Origin of the sequence: Streptomyces turgidiscabies Car8 (assembly GCF_000331005.1) — a bacterium.
Taxonomy (GTDB): Bacteria; Actinomycetota; Actinomycetes; order Streptomycetales; family Streptomycetaceae; genus Streptomyces; species Streptomyces turgidiscabies.
The window spans coordinates 1-18,080 of record NZ_AEJB01000501.1 but is presented as its reverse complement, the minus strand read 5'-3'; the positions used below and the strand labels follow the sequence as shown (position 1 = coordinate 18,080).

Sequence of the window (18,080 nt, the reverse complement as noted above, 5' to 3'; positions counted from 1 at the left end):
CGGCCGCCGATCGAGCGGAAACCGCCCGGGCCGGCCAAGCTTCTCAGTCCTCCGATTCTGCGGAATCGTCGTCCAGAAGACTCTTCTGAAGGACCGGACCCTCACCCGGGGCGAGGGAGCTGAGAATGCGCTCAAGGTCCTCCATCGACGCGAACTCGACGGTGATCTTGCCCTTCTTCTGTCCCAGGTCGACCTTCACCCGCGTCTCGAAACGGTCCGAGAGACGACCGGCGAGATCAGTCAGTGCCGGAGACACCAGGGCGCCGGCCCGCGGCCCCTTGCCCCTCGTGGCCGCCTGCGGCCGCGAACCCATCAGGGTCACGATCTCCTCGACGGCCCGTACCGACAGCCCCTCGGCCACGATCCGGTGAGCCAGCCTGTCCTGCTCCTCCGAATCGTCCACGGAGAGGAGCGCCCGGGCGTGCCCGGCGGAGAGAACTCCGGCAGCCACCCGGCGCTGGACCGCCGGCGAGAGCTTCAGCAGACGCAGGGTGTTGGAGACCTGCGGGCGGGAGCGGCCGATCCGGTCCGCCAGCTGATCGTGCGTGCAGTGGAAGTCCTTGAGCAGCTGATCGTAGGCCGCCGCCTCCTCCAGCGGGTTCAGCTGAGCCCGGTGGAGGTTCTCCAGCAGCGCGTCCAGGAGAAGCTTCTCGTCATCCGTGGCCCGCACGATCGCCGGGATCGCCTCAAGGCCCGCTTCCCTGCACGCCCTCCAGCGCCGCTCGCCCATGATGAGCTCGTAGCTGGTGGGGCCCACCTGCCGTACGACGACGGGCTGGAGGAGACCGACCTCTTTGATGGAGGTGACCAGTTCTGCCAGTGCGTCCTCGTCGAACACATCCCGCGGCTGTCGCGGGTTCGGCGTGATCGAGTCGATGGGCAGCTCGGCGAAGTGCGCACCGATCGGGGGCGCCGGAGACTCTCCGAAGCCGTTCGAGGAAGCATCCTCTGTTTCACGTGAAACATTCGGCAGCGTGGCCACCTTCGCCGCAGCCACTCCGCGCTCGGCGGTGAGGACCGGGACCGCCGCCGGCGAGGTGGAGGCAGTGCCCCCCATCGCCGGTGGCGTCGGCCTGTCTCCGGTCGGTGCCGATGGGATCAGTGCGCCGAGACCACGGCCCAACCCCCTCCGTCGCTCGCTCACTGGATACCCTCCACGATGCTCTGTTCGCTCTGTGCGCCGATGTGGACGTGCTGCGCGTCATAGCTGACGCCGACACCCTTCAGCGCGATTTCCCGGGCCGCCTCAAGATAGGACAGGGCCCCACTCGATCCTGGATCGTAGGTGAGCACCGTCTGTCCATAGCTCGGTGCCTCGGAGATACGGACCGAGCGCGGAATGCTCGTCCGCAGCACCTCGTCGCCGAAGTGGTTGCGCACCTCGTCCGCGACCTGCGACGCGAGACGCGTCCGGCCGTCGTACATGGTGAGCAGGATCGTCGTCACCTGAAGGTCGCGGTTCAGGTGGGCCCGCACCAGATCGACGTTGCGCAGCAGCTGACCCAGGCCCTCCAGTGCGTAGTACTCACACTGGATCGGGATGAGCACCTCGGCACCGGCGACCAGCGCGTTGACCGTGAGCAGACCGAGCGAGGGCGGGCAGTCGATGAGGATGTAGTCCAGAGGCTGCTCATACGCCTGAATCGCTCGCTCGAGCCGGCTCTCTCGCGCCACCAGCGACACCAGCTCGATCTCCGCACCGGCGAGATCGATGGTGGCGGGTGCACAGAACAGGCCCTCGACGTCGGGGACCGGCTGAACGACTTCCGAGAGTGGCCTGCTGTCGATCAGCACGTCGTAGATGGAAGGAACATCGGCGTGATGGTCGATCCCCAGTGCCGTGGAAGCGTTGCCCTGAGGGTCGAGGTCCACGACCAGAACGCGAGCCCCGTGCAGGGCCAGCGAAGCGGCGAGGTTGACGGTTGTCGTCGTCTTCCCCACTCCGCCCTTCTGGTTGGCGACCACCATGACACGGGTCCGCTCCGGCCGTGGCAGGCCTTCGCCGGCCCGCCCCAGAGCCTCCACCGCCAATTGGGCAGCACGACCGATGGGAGTGTCGTCCATCGGGGGCGGTGTTTCACGTGAAACATCCTCCCCGATCGACTCGGTTCGGGGACCGGGGACCGGATCGGTCATCGGTCCCGCGATGTTGGCGTTGGACCGCAAGGATTCACTCTCCTCGACATCAGGCTCGCAATGAACAGAGCCTGCCATGCCTTCGGGGTCGTGAACCAGTGAGGCCTGGTGTTCTGTGGAGAAATCCACCTCTGTGGACAACTCCGTTACCTCTCTGGGTGAACCAAGAGGCTTTCGGTCGCGGGGGGCGGCCGCGGCCCGGCCGCGGCTGATGATGCCGTGCAGCAGTGAGCGACGTTTCACGTGAAACAAGATGCCCAGCCAGGAGGGCCACGGCCGCGCGACACTCCGAGATGCGTAGGTTAGGCAGCTTGTGTGGAGTACGTCTCGTCGTCAGGACGGATCAACGAACGGGAAGATCAGCGTCGGCGCCGTGCCCGCCCCGTCCGAGCAGCCTTGGCTCGCTTCGCCGCGAACCGCACTCCACCGGGACTCTCCCCGACCTCGACCCGCACAACGGTCGACAGCGGGTCCACCACACCCTCACCCACGTGCAGGATGGACGTCCCGACCGCCCCCAGCTTGCTCAGCGCGGTGGCCGAGGCCTTCAGCTCCTCCTCGGCGGTGTCCCCCTTGAGCGCGAGCATCTCCCCGTACGGACGCAGCAGAGGAATGCCCCAGGTGGCCAGCCGGTCCAGCGGAGCCACAGCACGTGCCGTCACCACATGGACCGGCTGCAGCGAACCCATGACCTCTTCGGCACGGCCACGGATGACCGTCACATGGTCCAGGCCCAGGAGCTCGACGACTTCGCTGAGAAAGTTGGTCCGCCGCAGCAGGGGCTCCAGCAGCGTGATCTTCAGGTCCTCCCTGACCAGCGCCAGCGGAATGCCGGGCAGGCCGGCGCCCGAACCCACATCGCACACCGTCACGTTCTCCGGCACGACCTCGGAGAGCACCGCACAGTTCAACAGGTGCCGCTCCCACAGGCGGGGCACCTCACGCGGGCCGATCAGACCGCGCTGCACACCGGCCTCCGCGAGCAGTTCCGCGTATCGGACCGCGTCCGCGAAGCGATCGCCGAACACCTCGCGCGCCTGCTCGGGCGCCGGGGGGAGCTCCGCTGCCTCCGTCACGGGGGACCGTCCTTCCGTACCGCATGAGCGCACTGCGCGCTGATCACCAGGACTACAGGGACTGGAGCTGTCGAGGACCACAGGGGGACGAACAGAGGACCAACAGCTGCCGGGAACTACAGGCTGACAAAGTTCGGCCCCGTCTGCGCAACAGACGGGGCCGGAGGGTCGTACGTACCGATCAGGCGGGAAGGACGACGACGAAGCGCTGGGGCTCCTCGCCCTCGGACTCGCTGCGCAGACCGGCGGCCTTCACCGCGTCGTGCACGACCTTGCGCTCGAACGGGGTCATCGGCTTCATCTTGACGGGCTCGCCGGAGCTCTTGACCTCGGCCGCGGCCTTGGCGCCCAGCTCCGAGAGCTCCTCACGCTTCTTGGCGCGGTAGCCCGCGATGTCGAGCATCAGCCGGCTGCGGTCCCCGGTCTCCCGGTGCACGGCCAGGCGCGTGAGTTCCTGGAGGGCCTCCAGCACCTCGCCGTCCCGGCCGACCAGCTTCTGCAGGTCGCGGCCACCCGCGTCGCTGATGATCGAGACAGCGGCTCGGTCGGCCTCGACGTCCATGTCGATGTCGCCGTCGAGGTCGGCGATGTCCAGCAGACCTTCGAGGTAGTCCGCCGCGATCTCACCCTCCTGCTCCAGGCGGGACAGGGTGTCGACACCCTCGGCTGCGGCGGAGGTGGTGGTGCCTTCCGTCACGGGATGGACTCCTTCTTACTTCTTGGACGGGGACTTGGGGCGCTGCGGACCCTTGCGCTGTCCGGACTGGGCCTTGCTGCGGGTACCGGAACCGGGCTTGGAGGCTGCCTGCTTGGCGGCCCCTCCGGCCGGCTTGGCGTCCTGCGGCTCGTCGGACTTGATCAGCGACGTCGGGGAGGTGTCCGGCTCGGCACCGCCCGCGGGCTTGGCGCCCGACTGACGCTGGGACTTGCTCTGGCGCTTGGGCTGCTGGCGCTTGGCAGTGGCGCTGGTGGGCGTACCGTCCTCGGTCTCGGCGACATCGGCGTTCACGCCCGTCGTCACCGTGCCGTCGGCCTGAGCCGCCAGGCCCGCCTTGTTCAGGGCGGTGATGAACTTGCGCTCGAACTCGTTGCGGTCGCGGCCCTTGGTGACGATGGCCTTCACGATGGCGCGCTCACCACGGCTGCGGGTCTTGCCGTGGTGCGTGACGTGCTTGTAGAGGCGGTCCAGATAGGCGGCCTGCGCCTTGCTGCCCGGGGTCGGGTTGTTGCGGATGACGTACATCTGCTGACCCATGGTCCACACGTTGGTGGTCAGCCAGTAGACGAGGACACCGACCGGGAAGTTGATGCCGAAGAAGGCGAACATGACCGGGAAGACGTACATCAGCATCTTCTGCTGCTGCATGAACGGCGTCTTCACCGTGGTGTCGACGTTCTTCGTCATCAGCTGGCGCTGCGTGTAGAACTGCGACGCCGACATCAGGACGATCATGATCGCGGTGACGACGCGAACATCGGTGACCGTGGCGCCCAGGGCGTCGACGGTGCTGGAGCCGTCCCTGAACTTCGCGGCGAGCGGGGCACCGAAGATGTGCGCCTTACGCGCGCTGGCCAGCAGCGAATCGTTGATGACACCGATGGTGTCGCCCGTCGCGATGCCGTTGAGCACGTGGTACAGCGCGAAGAAGAACGGAGACTGCGCCAGGATGGGGAGGCACGAGGAGAGCGGGTTGGTGCCCGTCTCCTTGTACAGCTTCATCATCTCTTCGGACTGACGCTGCTTGTCGTTCTTGTAGCGCTCCTGGATCTTCTTCATCTCGGGCTGCAGTGTCTGCATGGCCCGAGTCGACTTGATCTGCTTCACGAAGAGCGGGATCAGGCAGATACGGATCAGGATCACCAGGGACACGATGGACAAGCCCCAGGCCCAGCCGGTGTCGGGGCCGAAGATCGCGCCGTACACCTTGTGGAACTGGACGATGACCCAGGAAACGGGTGTCGTGATGAAGCTGAAAATGCTGGCAATCGTGTCCACTAATCATGCTCCTTGGACATGGGACGGGGTCTCGGCGGCCGGACTCGAGGGGTTCTGTCCCTCGATGGCCGCGCCGGCGGCGGAGGTCCCGCCCTTGCGTGCGCGCCAGGCGTTGCGCAGCATTTCGTGCCACCGCGGACGCTTGCGCGGCGGGACATGGTCCACGCCGCCGAGCGACCACGGGTTGCACCGCAGGATGCGCCAGGCGGTGAGTGCCGTCCCTTTGACCGCACCGTGCCGGTCGATGGCCGTATGCCCGTAGTGGGAACACGACGGGTAGTACTTGCACACCGGTCCGAGCAGCGGACTGATCGTCCACTGGTACAGCTTGATCAGAGCCAGTAGCGGGTACTTCATCGCGCGCCCCCTCCCAGCAGCCGCTGCAGAGCGGCGTCCAGGTCTCGGGCCAGCTGTGCATGGTCGGCATCGCCCGCACCGGGCAACGCTCGTACGACTACCAGGCTACCGGGGGGCAGCTCGGCGACTCTGTCGCGCATCAGGTGGCGAAGCCTGCGCTTCACCTTGTTGCGGACGACCGCGCCGCCGACTGCCTTGCTGACGACGAAACCCGCACGCGTCGGGGGAGCGCTCTCCCCAGGCGCGTGCGGGTCCGTTTTACCGCTACGAAGATGGACGACGAGAAGCGGGCGGCCGGCCCGGCGACCCCGTCGTACCGCGGTCGCGAATTCCTCGCGCCGCCTCAGCCGATGCTCGGTAGGCAGCACGACGTCATGACCTGATCAGGATCAGGCGGACAGGCTCGCGCGACCCTTGCCACGGCGGTTCGCGAGAATCGCGCGACCGGCACGGGTACGCATCCGCAGGCGGAAGCCGTGGGTCTTCGCGCGGCGACGGTTGTTCGGCTGGAAGGTGCGCTTGCTCACTCGGGGGCTCCAGAAAGAATCGGTAGGTACCGGGGTGCCGTCTTGGCTGTCACCGTGCGCCCACGAGTAGCTCGCTTACGCCCGATTGCACCGCTCCCGATCACTGAAGGATGCCCTGGTGGGAGCACTCCACGTGATCTATGCCCATCGGAGGCAGGCGGCAGCAGCCATCGACAACTCGACCTGGTCACGGTACGCGGGGCTACGCCATCCGGTCAAACCAGCACCCGGGGCGAGACACTATCCACAGCCTGGGGACAACAACTTGAACCGCACCCGTCGCCCTGACTACCGTGGCCGGACTCCCTACCGCCCGCCCCACCCGATGTACATCCCGATACGTCCCAGAACCACACGTTCGTGGGACCCGTGAGAGAGCGTGCCCTGTGGCTGACGTACCTGCCGATCTTGCCGCAGTGTGGCCACGAGTGCTGGAACATCTCCTCGGTGAGGGCCGTGGACAGGGCGTCGAGGTGAAGGACGAGCGCTGGATCAGGCGCTGTGAGCCGCTGGCCCTGGTCGCGGACACCGCACTCCTCGCCGTACCGAACGAGTTTGCGAAAGGCGTGCTCGAAGGCCGCCTGGCACCGATCGTCAGCGAGACGCTCAGCCGCGAGTGCGGTCGGCCGATCCGCATCGCGATCACCGTCGACGAGTCCGTGGGCGAGCCCTCCCCGCCCGCGCCCGCTCCTCCGCAGTCGCGCTACGAGGCCCCGGAACTCCCCCCGTCCCGCGACCCCTACCAGGGATACGGCCGCCATCGCGCCGACGACCACTCCCAGACCCGCGACGGCCAGCAGCCCTCCCACGCGGATCAGCTCCCGACCGCCCGCCCCGCCTACCCGTCCGAATACCAGCGGCCCGAACCCGGCGCCTGGCCCCGGCCGACGCAGGACGACTACGGCTGGCAGCAGCCCCGGCTCGGCTTCCCGGAGCGCGACCCGTACGCGTCCCCGTCCTCCGACTACCGCCCGCAGCCGCCGCGCGACCGCTCGCCGTACGAGCAGCAGCGCTCCGAGTACGAACAGCAGCGTTCCGACTACGGACAGCAGCGCTCGGACTACGAGCAGCGTGACGGCCGCCGCGACCTGTCGGATTCCCAGTCGGGCGGCGGCCACGCACACCGGGGCGGACCCGGAGGCCCCGGCGGCGCCGTGCGTCCCGGCGGTGGCGCCCCCGGTTCACCGGCCTCGCGACAGGCCCCGGCACCGGGTCCCGGCGAACCCACCGCACGCCTGAACCCCAAGTACCTGTTCGACACGTTTGTCATCGGGGCGTCGAACCGTTTCGCCCACGCGGCCGCCGTCGCCGTCGCAGAGGCACCCGCGAAGGCGTACAACCCGCTCTTCATCTATGGGGAGTCCGGACTCGGCAAGACGCACCTGCTGCACGCGATCGGGCACTACGCGCGCAGCCTCTACCCCGGCACGCGGGTGCGATACGTGAGCTCGGAGGAGTTCACCAACGAGTTCATCAACTCCATCCGCGACGGCAAGGGCGACAGCTTCCGCAAGCGCTACCGCGAGATGGACATCCTGCTCGTCGACGACATCCAGTTCCTCGCGGACAAGGAGTCGACGCAGGAGGAGTTCTTCCACACCTTCAACACGCTCCACAACGCCAACAAGCAGATCGTGCTGTCCAGCGACCGGCCGCCGAAGCAGCTGGTGACGCTGGAGGACCGGCTGAGGAACCGTTTCGAGTGGGGCCTGATCACCGACGTCCAGCCGCCCGAGCTGGAGACACGTATCGCCATCCTCCGTAAGAAGGCGGTCCAGGAACAGCTCAACGCCCCGCCGGAGGTCCTGGAGTTCATCGCCTCCCGCATCTCGCGCAACATCCGCGAGCTGGAGGGCGCGCTGATCCGGGTGACGGCGTTCGCGTCGCTCAACCGGCAGCCCGTGGACCTCGGCCTCACGGAGATCGTCCTCAAGGACCTGATCCCGGGCGGCGAGGACTCGACCCCGGAAATCACCGCGCCGGCGATCATGGGAGCCACCGCCGACTACTTCGGCATCACGGTCGAGGACCTGTGCGGCAGTTCACGCGGCCGCCAGTTGGTCACGGCTCGGCAGATCGCCATGTACGTGTGCCGCGAGCTGACCGACCTCTCGCTGCCGAAGATCGGGGCGCAGTTCGGCGGCCGCGACCACACGACCGTGATGCACGCCGACCGCAAGATCCGCGCACTGATGGCCGAGCGGCGCTCCATCTACAACCAGGTCACCGAGCTGACCAACCGCATCAAGAACGGCTGACAGCGGCGCGGTACGACACCGAGGGCGCCCCGGGACAAGGTCCCGAGGGCGCCTTTCGCCGTTCTCCCGCGGACTCCTGAGCCGCCGCGGCCGGTTCCCCGCCGGTTCCGGCGCCCGCCGGGCGTTGCCGCACCGCAACCCGCTGTTCGAATGCGGGCCGGGTTACGGCCGTCCTCCACAGATTCGGTGACTTTTTCGCGTCCACACCCTGGGGACCGCGAAGTTGTCCAGACTGTGTCCACAGGGGAGGTTGGTGATAGACCATCAGACCAGGTCAGGTGGTTGTGGATTGGTGGACAAAAGATCTCCACAGCCTGTGGACAAGAAAATGATCCACAGGCTGTGCACGGAGTTGTCCACCGGTGGCCCACAGGCTGCGGTCGGTTGTCCCCAGCGATCACCGGCTTCTCCACACCTCTGTCCACTGTTCGGCAACACGACGCACCTCCTCACCACGTCGAGTGAAAGGCGTCACACCAAGGCGTCAGGTTGGGCTGTGGGAAACGTGGGTAAAGCTGGGGACGGTCCTGGGGAGAAGTGGCCCCCGCCTGTGCATGGGGTGTGCAGAACTTTCTGTTCTCCACAGAAGCGGTGAGTTATCCACCGCCTCCACCCACAGGGTCAGTGGACAAAATTTGCCGCCTGAGCTGCGAAAACGGGGTTATCCACGGTATCCACAGCCCCTACTACTACTGACAACTAGAGAGAGCTGGGAATCCGTTTCGAAGTGGGTCCTGTGCACAACTGGCTCTCGGGAGCTCGGCTGCCCCTCGTCACGACTTGACCCGACAGGCACCTACTGTCAGTGCTGTGCGTCAGACTGTTCCCGGTGTCCTTCCCAGCACAGGGACCGACGACACCGAGACAGACGACGAAGCCAGGCAGGCCAAGAAGCGCCGGCAACAGCAGGAGGCGGCAACAGTGAAGATCCGGGTGGAACGCGACGTACTCGCGGAGGCAGTTGCCTGGGCGGCGCGCAGCCTCCCGGCCCGTCCGCCGGCCCCTGTCCTCGCCGGCCTCCTGCTGAAGGCCGAGGAAGGCCAGCTGAGCCTGTCGAGCTTCGACTACGAGGTCTCCGCCCGGGTGTCGGTGGAGGCCGAGGTCGAGGAGGTGGGCACGGTCCTGGTGTCCGGCCGTCTCCTCGCCGACATCTGCCGTGCCCTCCCCAACCGCCCGGTGGAGATCTCCATGGACGGTGTACGGGCGACGGTGGTGTGCGGCTCCTCCCGCTTCACCCTGCACACACTGCCTGTGGAGGAGTACCCGGCGCTGCCGCAGATGCCGACCGCGACCGGCACGGTGCCCGGTGAGGTCTTCGCCTCCGCCGCGGCCCAGGTGGCCATCGCGGCAGGCCGCGACGACACGCTGCCCGTCCTCACCGGTGTGCGCATCGAGATCGAGGGCGACAGGGTGACGCTGGCGTCCACCGACCGCTACCGCTTCGCTGTCCGCGAGTTCCTGTGGAAGCCGGAGGACCCCGAGGCGTCCGCGGTGGCCCTGGTGCCCGCCAAGACGCTCCTGGACACCGCCAAGGCGCTCACGAGCGGCGACAGCGTGATCCTGGCGCTGTCCGGCTCGGGCGCGGGTGAGGGCCTCATCGGTTTCGAGGGCGCAGGCCGTCGCACGACGACCCGTCTGCTGGAGGGCGATCTCCCGAAGTACCGCTCGCTGTTCCCGACGGAGTTCAACTCCATCGCGGTGATCGAGACCGCCCCCTTCGTGGAGGCCGTCAAGCGTGTGGCCCTGGTGGCCGAGCGGAACACCCCGGTGCGGCTCAGCTTCGAGCAGGGTGTGCTCATCCTGGAGGCCGGTTCCAGCGACGACGCACAGGCTGTGGAGCGGGTCGACGCTCACCTGGAGGGCGACGACGTGTCGATCGCCTTCAACCCGACGTTCCTGCTGGACGGTCTGAGCGCGATCGACTCCCCGGTGGCCCAGCTGTCCTTCACGACGTCCACGAAGCCCGCGCTGCTCAGCGGCAAGCCGGCCCTGGATGCCGAGGCGGACGAGGCGTACAAGTACCTGATCATGCCGGTCCGCCTCAGCGGCTGACCTTTTCGAACGGCTGATCGCCTCCGACGGAAACACCGCAGGTGGGGGCATACGTTTGAGCGCGTATGCCCACAGGTGTGCATGAGCGTCCGGGTTTAGGCTCGGACGTGGGCACGAGCAACAGGAGTGCCCACATGCCACGTCGCAACCTAAGGAACAACTGATGGAGCTCGGTCTCGTCGGCCTCGGCAAGATGGGCGGCAACATGCGCGAGCGGATCCGCCGCGCAGGTCTCACCGTCATCGGATACGACCGCAACCCGGACGTCGCCGATGTCCACAGCCTCAAGGAGCTTGTGGACGGGCTCAGCGCCCCGCGTGTGGTGTGGGTGATGGTCCCGGCCGGCGCCCCGACGCAGTCCACCGTCGACGAGCTCGCCGAACTCCTGGAGCCCGGTGACGTCGTCGTGGACGGCGGCAACTCGCGCTGGACGGACGACGAGAAGCACGCCGAGGAGCTGGCGGCCAGGGGCATCGGTTTCGTCGACTGCGGTGTCTCCGGCGGCGTCTGGGGCCTGGAGAACGGCTACGCGCTGATGTACGGCGGCGACGCCGAGGACATAGCCAAGGTGCTGCCGGTCTTCGACGCCCTCAAGCCCAAGGGCGAGTTCGGCGCGGTGCACGCGGGCAAGGTGGGCGCCGGGCACTTCTCGAAGATGGTCCACAACGGCATCGAGTACGCCATGATGCAGGCCTACGCCGAGGGCTGGGAGCTGCTGGAGAAGGTGGACTCCGTCACGGACGTGCGCGAGGTCTTCCGGTCCTGGCAGGAGGGTACGGTCATCCGTTCCTGGCTCCTCGACCTGGCGGTCAACGCCCTCGAAGAGGACGAGCACCTGGACAGGCTGCGCGGGTTCGCCGCGGACTCCGGGGAGGGCCGCTGGACCGTGGAGGCCGCCATCGACCACGCCGTTCCGCTGCCCGCGATCACCGCGTCACTGTTCGCGCGGTTCGCGTCGCGGCAGGACGACTCCCCGCAGATGAAGATGATCGCGGCGCTGCGCAACCAGTTCGGCGGCCACGCGGTCGAGTCGAAGTAGTCCACAGGGCCGCTCAGCGGTCCACAAGTACGGGGGAGGTCGGCGACGACCATGCACGTCACGCATCTGTCGCTGGCCGACTTCCGCTCGTACGCCCGGGTCGAGGTTCCGCTCGAACCGGGCGTCACCGCGTTCGTGGGCCCCAACGGGCAGGGCAAGACCAACCTCGTCGAGGCGGTCGGCTATCTCGCCACGCTGGGCAGCCACCGGGTCTCCTCGGACGCGCCCCTGGTGCGGATGGGCGCCGACCGGGCGATCATCCGGGCGCAGGTCAGACAGGGCGAGCGCCAGCAGCTGGTCGAGCTGGAGCTGAACCCGGGCCGGGCGAACCGCGCCCGCATCAACCGGTCGTCGCAGGTCAGGCCTCGTGACGTACTGGGGATAGTGCGGACGGTGCTGTTCGCGCCCGAGGATCTCGCCCTGGTGAAGGGTGACCCGGGTGAGCGGCGGCGGTTTCTCGACGAGCTGATCACCTTGCGCTCCCCGCGTATGGCGGGTGTGCGCTCCGACTACGACCGGGTCCTCAAGCAGCGCAACACGCTCCTCAAGTCGGCGGCGCTGGCCCGGCGGCACGGCGGTCGCACGATGGACCTGTCGACACTCGACGTGTGGGACCAGCATCTCGCGCGAGTGGGGGCCGAGTTGCTGGCCCAGCGGCTCGACCTGATCGCCGCGGTCCAGCCGCTGGCCGACAAGGCGTACGAGCAACTGGCGCCCGGCGGTGGTCCGCTGGCCCTGGAGTACAAGCCGTCGGCGCCGGGTGAGGCACACGCGCGCGAGGAGCTGTACGAGCAGCTGATGGGCGCCCTGGCCGAGGTGCGCAAGCAGGAGATCGAGCGGGGTGTCACGCTCGTGGGCCCGCACCGGGACGATCTGCATCTCAAGCTCGGTGAACTGCCCGCGAAGGGGTACGCGTCCCACGGTGAGTCGTGGTCGTACGCGCTGGCGTTGCGGTTGGCCTCGTACGACCTGCTGCGGGCCGAGGGCAACGAGCCGGTGCTCGTCCTCGACGATGTGTTCGCGGAGCTGGACACCCGGCGCCGGGAGCGGCTGGCGGAGCTGGTGGCGCCCGGGGAGCAGGTGCTGGTGACGGCCGCGGTCGACGACGACGTACCGCACGTGCTGGCGGGGACGCGGTACTCGGTGTCGGACGGGGCGGTGGAGCGCGTATGACGGCCGACCGGCCCCTGTCGTCCGGGGAGAGCCCGGAGGAATCCCCCAGGCCCGCCCCTGAGCCCTCCGGGGTGGATCTCGCGCGGGTGGCGCTCAGGGCGGCGAAAGAGGCGGCACGCGCGCGTGGGGACGCTGCCCAGCAGAAGAAGCAGGCGCGGCGCGGAGGCGGTCTGCGTTCCGGGTCGGGCCGTGACGGCCGTGACCCCATGGCGCTCGGTGCGGCGATCAACCGGCTGGTGACGGAGCGCGGGTGGGAGGCGCCGGCCGCGGTGGGCGGGGTGATGGGCCGTTGGCCGGAGATCGTCGGCGCGGACCTGGCCAAGCACTGCGAGCCGGAGTCGTACGACGAGGACGAGCGGGTGCTGACCGTGCGCTGTGACTCGACGGCGTGGGCGACGAACGTACGGCTGCTCGCGCCGCAGCTGGTCGCACGGCTGAACGAGGACCTCGGGCACGGCAGGGTGCGGCTGATCAAGGTGCTCGGCCCGGGTGGTCCGGCACGTCGTTACGGCCCGTTGCGGGCGCCCGGGAGCACCGGTCCGGGGGACACCTACGGGTGAGCCCTGCCCCTCTCTGAGGGTGAGGTGCATCACATGGAAGCCGTGGCGGAGCCAGGCGGAGGTCGACGCACGCGTAGGTGAATCCCTACGTGACTTGCCGGTAGCCAAGGGTTGACACCCGGAAGCGCTGAGTGCCTCTCCAAGCGTCTTGGAGCCCTGCTCCGCATATGGGGACTCGGAAGAGCCCGGTTGAGGGCGGCACATGCGGACTCAGGTACCGGCAAACCCCCATCACTGTCGGCGCTACCGGTAGACTGGAAGCTAATCCCGCCCCATTGGAGGGGACCACCGGGAAATGGTGTGCACCGCTGACTAAGGCTTACCAACGCATCACGCCGCAGCCGCTCCGGCCCACAGGCCGGGAGTCGGCTTGTGCTGTGCCAGAAAGGGCGCTTCGTGGCCGATTCCGGCAACCCCAACGAGAACATCCCGTCCACCGACGACGCCGGCGCCAAGCTCGGGGCGAAATCCTCGAACGGCGAGGTCACCGCCTCGTACGATGCCAGCGCCATCACCGTCCTCGAGGGTCTGGACGCGGTCCGCAAGCGACCCGGCATGTACATCGGTTCGACCGGTGAGCGTGGTCTGCACCACCTGGTGCAGGAGGTCGTGGACAACTCCGTAGACGAGGCGCTGGCCGGTCACGCGGACACCATCGACGTGACGATCCTCGCCGACGGCGGTGTGCGCGTCATCGACAACGGCCGCGGCATCCCGGTGGGCATCGTCCCGTCCGAGGGCAAGCCGGCCCTCGAGGTCGTGCTGACCGTGCTCCACGCGGGCGGCAAGTTCGGCGGCGGCGGCTACGCGGTCTCCGGCGGTCTGCACGGTGTCGGTGTCTCCGTCGTGAACGCCCTGTCCAGCAGGGTCGCGGTGGAGGTCAGGACCGACGGCTACCGCTGGACGCAGGACTACAAGCTGGGCGTCCCGACGGCTCCGCTGGCCCAGCACGAGGCGACGACGGAGCACGGCACGTCGGTCACCTTCTGGGCCGACGGTGACATCTTCGAGACCACCGAGTACTCCTTCGAGACGCTGTCGCGGCGCTTCCAGGAGATGGCGTTCCTCAACAAGGGTCTGACGATCAACCTCACGGACGAGCGTGAGGTGGCCAAGGCCACGATCGGCGCGGACGAGGCGGGCGCCGACGAGAAGGACGAGGTCAGGACCGTCTCGTACCACTACGAGGGCGGCATCGTCGACTACGTGACGTACCTCAACTCCCGCAAGGGGGACGTGGTGCACCCGACCGTCATCGACCTGGAGGCGGAGGACAAGGACAAGAGCCTGTCCCTCGAGGTCGCGATGCAGTGGAACAGCGGTTACACCGAAGGTGTGTACTCGTTCGCCAACATCATCCACACGCATGAGGGCGGTACGCACGAGGAGGGCTTCCGGGCCGCGCTGACGTCGCTGATCAACAAGTACGCGCGCGACAAGAAGCTGCTCCGCGAGAAGGACGACAACCTCACGGGTGACGACATCCGCGAGGGTCTGACCGCGATCATCTCGGTGAAGCTGGCCGAGCCCCAGTTCGAGGGGCAGACCAAGACCAAGCTCGGCAACACCGAGGCGAAGACCTTCGTACAGAAGGCGGTCTACGAGCACCTCAACGACTGGCTGGACCGCAATCCGGTCGAGGCCTCGGACATCATCCGCAAGGGCATCCAGGCCGCCACCGCGCGCGTGGCCGCCCGCAAGGCCCGCGACCTCACCCGTCGCAAGGGCCTGCTGGAGACCGCGTCCCTGCCGGGCAAGCTGTCCGACTGCCAGTCGAACGACCCGACCAAGTGCGAGATCTTCATCGTCGAGGGTGACTCCGCCGGCGGTTCGGCAAAGTCCGGCCGGAACCCGCAGTACCAGGCGATCCTCCCGATCCGGGGCAAGATCCTCAACGTCGAGAAGGCGCGGATCGACAAGATCCTGCAGAACCAGGAGATCCAGGCGCTGATCTCCGCCTTCGGTACCGGAGTCCACGAGGACTTCGACATCGCGAGGCTGCGCTATCACAAGATCATCCTGATGGCGGACGCCGACGTCGACGGCCAGCACATCAACACGCTGCTGCTGACCTTCCTGTTCCGTTTCATGCGCCCGCTGGTCGAGGCCGGACACGTGTTCCTGTCCCGTCCCCCGCTGTACAAGATCAAGTGGGGCCGGGACGACTTCGAGTACGCGTACTCGGACCGTGAGCGCGACGCCCTGATCGAGCTGGGCCGGCAGAACGGCAAGCGGGTCCGCGAGGACTCGATCCAGCGCTTCAAGGGTCTCGGCGAGATGAACGCCGAGGAACTGCGCGTCACGACCATGGACCAGGAGCACCGGGTCCTCGGCCAGGTCACGCTCGACGACGCGGCGCAGGCCGACGACCTGTTCTCGGTCCTGATGGGCGAGGACGTCGAGGCACGCCGCGCGTTCATCCAGCGCAACGCCAAGGACGTCCGCTTCCTCGACATCTGAGTCGGTCTCAGCTGACCGCGTCAGAAAGGATCTTCACCAGCAATGACCGACGAGACACCCCTTTCCCCCACGGGTCCGAACACTCCTGAAGAGGGTGCGATCACCCTGCGCGTCGAGCCCGTCGGGCTCGAGACCGAGATGCAGCGCTCGTATCTCGACTACGCGATGTCCGTCATCGTGTCGCGTGCGCTGCCCGACGTACGGGACGGTCTCAAGCCCGTCCACCGCCGCGTCCTGTACGCCATGTACGACGGCGGCTACCGGCCCGAGAAGGGCTTCTACAAGTGCGCCCGTGTCGTCGGCGACGTCATGGGCACCTACCACCCGCACGGCGACTCCTCGATCTACGACGCGTTGGTCCGCCTCGCGCAGCCGTGGTCGATGCGGATGCCGCTGGTGGACTCCAACGGCAACTTCGGTTCCCCGGGTAACGACCCGGCCGCCGCCATGCGGTACACCGAGTGCAAGCTGAAGCCGCTGTCCATGGAGATGGTCCGCGACATCGACGAGGAGACCGTCGACTTCACGGACAACTACGACGGCCGCAACCAGGAACCGACGGTTCTGCCGGCCCGCTTCCCGAACCTGCTGATCAACGGCTCGGCGGGCATCGCGGTCGGTATGGCGACCAACATCCCGCCGCACAACCTCCGTGAGGTCGCGGCCGGCGCCCAGTGGTACCTGGAGAACCCCGAGGCCTCCCACGAGGAACTGCTCGATGCCCTGATCGAGCGGATCAAGGGCCCCGACTTCCCCAGCGGTGCCCTGGTGGTGGGCCGGAAGGGCATCGAGGAGGCGTACCGCACCGGCCGTGGCTCGATCACGATGCGCGCGGTCGTCGACGTGGAGGAGATCCAGAACCGCCAGTGCCTGGTGGTCACCGAACTCCCCTACCAGGTCAACCCGGACAACCTCGCGCAGAAGATCGCCGACCTCGTGAAGGACGGCAAGGTCGGCGGCATCGCGGACGTCCGCGACGAGACGTCGTCCCGTACGGGCCAGCGCCTGGTCATCGTCCTGAAGCGGGACGCGGTCGCCAAGGTCGTCCTGAACAACCTCTACAAGCACACCGACCTGCAGACGAACTTCGGCGCCAACATGCTGGCGCTCGTCGACGGCGTGCCGCGCACCCTCTCCCTGGACGCGTTCATCCGCCACTGGGTGACGCACCAGATCGAGGTCATCGTCCGCCGTACGAACTTCCGGCTGCGCAAGGCCGAGGAGCGGGCGCACATCCTGCGCGGCCTCCTGAAGGCCCTGGACGCCATCGACGAGGTCATCGCGCTGATCCGGCGCAGCGACACCGTCGAGATCGCGCGCGAGGGCCTGATGGGCCTCCTGGAGATCGACGAGATCCAGGCCAACGCCATCCTGGAGATGCAGCTGCGCCGCCTGGCGGCTCTGGAGCGTCAGAAGATCGTCGCCGAGCACGACGAACTCCAGGCCAAGATCCGTGAGTACAACGCGATCCTCGCCTCGCCGGTGCGTCAGCGCGGCATCATCAGCGAGGAACTCGCCGCGATCGTCGAGAAGTTCGGCGACGACCGGCGTTCCAAGCTGGTGCCGTTCGACGGTGACATGTCCATCGAGGACCTGATCGCCGAAGAGGACATCGTCGTCACCATCTCGCGCGGTGGCTACGTCAAGCGCACCAAGACCGAGGACTACCGCTCGCAGAAGCGCGGCGGCAAGGGCGTACGCGGCACGAAGCTCAAGGAAGACGACATCGTCGACCACTTCTTCGTGTCGACCACGCACCATTGGCTGCTGTTCTTCACCAACAAGGGCCGTGTCTACCGGGCGAAGGCGTACGAGCTGCCCGACGCCGGGCGGGACGCGCGCGGCCAGCACGTCGCCAACCTGCTGGCTTTCCAGCCGGACGAGGCGATCGCGGAGATCCTCGCGATCCGCGACTACGAGGCGGCCCCCTACCTGGTGCTGGCCACCAAGGGCGGTCTTGTGAAGAAGACGCCTCTGAAGGATTACGATTCGCCGCGTTCGGGCGGTGTGATCGCGATCAACCTCCGTGAGACGGAGGACGGTTCCGACGACGAACTGATCGGAGCCGAACTCGTCTCGGCAGAGGATGATCTGCTGTTGATCAGCAGGAAGGCACAGTCGATCAGGTTCACGGCGACGGACGACGCGCTGCGTCCGATGGGCCGCGCCACGTCGGGTGTCAAGGGCATGAGCTTCCGTGAGGGAGACCAGCTGCTCTCGATGAATGTTGTTCGACCCGGTACGTTCGTGTTCACTGCTACCGACGGCGGGTACGCGAAGCGGACCGCAGTCGACGAGTACCGCGTCCAGGGGCGCGGCGGCCTCGGTATCAAGGCCGCCAAGATCGTCGAGGACCGCGGTTCCCTCGTCGGCGCGCTGGTGGTCGAGGAGACCGACGAGATCCTCGCCATCACGCTCTCGGGCGGTGTTATCCGTACGCGAGTCA

General features: G+C 67.6%; 15 protein-coding genes. 7 read left to right on the top strand and 8 right to left on the bottom strand.

The features are described from left to right. Positions 1–43 precede the first annotated feature (43 nt). The 8 genes from STRTUCAR8_RS35985 to rpmH all read right to left on the bottom strand — a co-directional run bounded on the left by STRTUCAR8_RS35985 (position 44) and on the right by rpmH (position 6,092). Positions 44–1,144 (bottom strand): ParB/RepB/Spo0J family partition protein, encoded by a 1,101-nt coding sequence (locus STRTUCAR8_RS35985; protein ID WP_006381198.1) that lies wholly within the window; start codon positions 1,142–1,144, stop codon positions 44–46. Then, complete coding sequence (locus STRTUCAR8_RS35980; protein ID WP_078507422.1) at positions 1,141–2,214, bottom strand: AAA family ATPase; 1,074 nt, start codon at positions 2,212–2,214, stop codon at positions 1,141–1,143. Before STRTUCAR8_RS35980 ends, STRTUCAR8_RS35985 begins: the two co-directional genes overlap by 4 nt. A 281-nt stretch (positions 2,215–2,495) precedes the next feature. Next, entirely contained in the window at positions 2,496–3,212 is a 717-nt protein-coding gene (rsmG, locus tag STRTUCAR8_RS35975; protein WP_006381190.1) for a 16S rRNA (guanine(527)-N(7))-methyltransferase RsmG, read from the bottom strand. 181 nt (positions 3,213–3,393) lie between these two features. Beyond that, complete coding sequence (locus STRTUCAR8_RS35970) at positions 3,394–3,909, bottom strand: Jag family protein (protein ID WP_006381195.1); 516 nt, start codon at positions 3,907–3,909, stop codon at positions 3,394–3,396. A 15-nt stretch (positions 3,910–3,924) separates the two neighbouring features. Then, the gene (gene yidC, locus STRTUCAR8_RS35965; RefSeq protein WP_006381203.1) at positions 3,925–5,208 is read right to left on the bottom strand and encodes a membrane protein insertase YidC; all 1,284 of its coding nucleotides are present in this window, start codon (positions 5,206–5,208) and stop codon (positions 3,925–3,927) included. 3 nt (positions 5,209–5,211) lie between these two features. Beyond that, entirely contained in the window at positions 5,212–5,565 is a 354-nt protein-coding gene (yidD, locus tag STRTUCAR8_RS35960) for a membrane protein insertion efficiency factor YidD (protein ID WP_006381200.1), read from the bottom strand. Continuing rightward, entirely contained in the window at positions 5,562–5,933 is a 372-nt protein-coding gene (rnpA, locus tag STRTUCAR8_RS50655) for a ribonuclease P protein component (protein WP_078507421.1), read from the bottom strand. Before rnpA ends, yidD begins: the two co-directional genes overlap by 4 nt. 21 nt (positions 5,934–5,954) lie before the next feature. Next, entirely contained in the window at positions 5,955–6,092 is a 138-nt protein-coding gene (gene rpmH, locus STRTUCAR8_RS35950; RefSeq protein ID WP_006381191.1) for a 50S ribosomal protein L34, read from the bottom strand. Positions 6,093–6,478: 386 nt separating this feature from the next. Here rpmH and dnaA point away from each other — a divergent pair, with 386 nt between their 5' ends. From dnaA to gyrA, 7 genes are all read left to right on the top strand, one after another. After that, positions 6,479–8,350: a chromosomal replication initiator protein DnaA gene (gene dnaA / locus STRTUCAR8_RS35945; RefSeq protein ID WP_006381192.1), complete on the top strand. Its 1,872-nt coding sequence runs from the start codon at positions 6,479–6,481 to the stop codon at positions 8,348–8,350. Positions 8,351–9,271: 921 nt separating this feature from the next. Next, on the top strand, positions 9,272–10,402 hold the full coding sequence (gene dnaN, locus STRTUCAR8_RS35940) for a DNA polymerase III subunit beta (RefSeq protein ID WP_006381194.1): 1,131 nt from the start codon (positions 9,272–9,274) through the stop codon (positions 10,400–10,402). A gap of 163 nt (positions 10,403–10,565) precedes the next feature. Next, positions 10,566–11,441, top strand: a complete 876-nt coding sequence (gene gnd, locus STRTUCAR8_RS35935) for a phosphogluconate dehydrogenase (NAD(+)-dependent, decarboxylating) (RefSeq protein WP_006381199.1) — start codon at positions 10,566–10,568, stop codon at positions 11,439–11,441. Positions 11,442–11,492: 51 nt separating this feature from the next. Next, on the top strand, positions 11,493–12,614 hold the full coding sequence (gene recF, locus STRTUCAR8_RS35930) for a DNA replication/repair protein RecF (RefSeq protein ID WP_006381201.1): 1,122 nt from the start codon (positions 11,493–11,495) through the stop codon (positions 12,612–12,614). Further along, positions 12,611–13,174, top strand: a complete 564-nt coding sequence (locus tag STRTUCAR8_RS35925) for a DciA family protein (protein ID WP_006381197.1) — start codon at positions 12,611–12,613, stop codon at positions 13,172–13,174. The genes recF and STRTUCAR8_RS35925 overlap by 4 nt, the downstream gene beginning before the upstream one ends. Before the next feature lie 396 nt (positions 13,175–13,570). Further along, on the top strand, positions 13,571–15,634 hold the full coding sequence (gyrB, locus tag STRTUCAR8_RS35920; RefSeq protein ID WP_179200662.1) for a DNA topoisomerase (ATP-hydrolyzing) subunit B: 2,064 nt from the start codon (positions 13,571–13,573) through the stop codon (positions 15,632–15,634). Between the two features lie 42 nt (positions 15,635–15,676). Then, positions 15,677–18,080 (top strand): DNA gyrase subunit A (gyrA, locus tag STRTUCAR8_RS35915; RefSeq protein WP_006381189.1); only part of this gene is annotated, 2,404 nt, incomplete at its 3' end.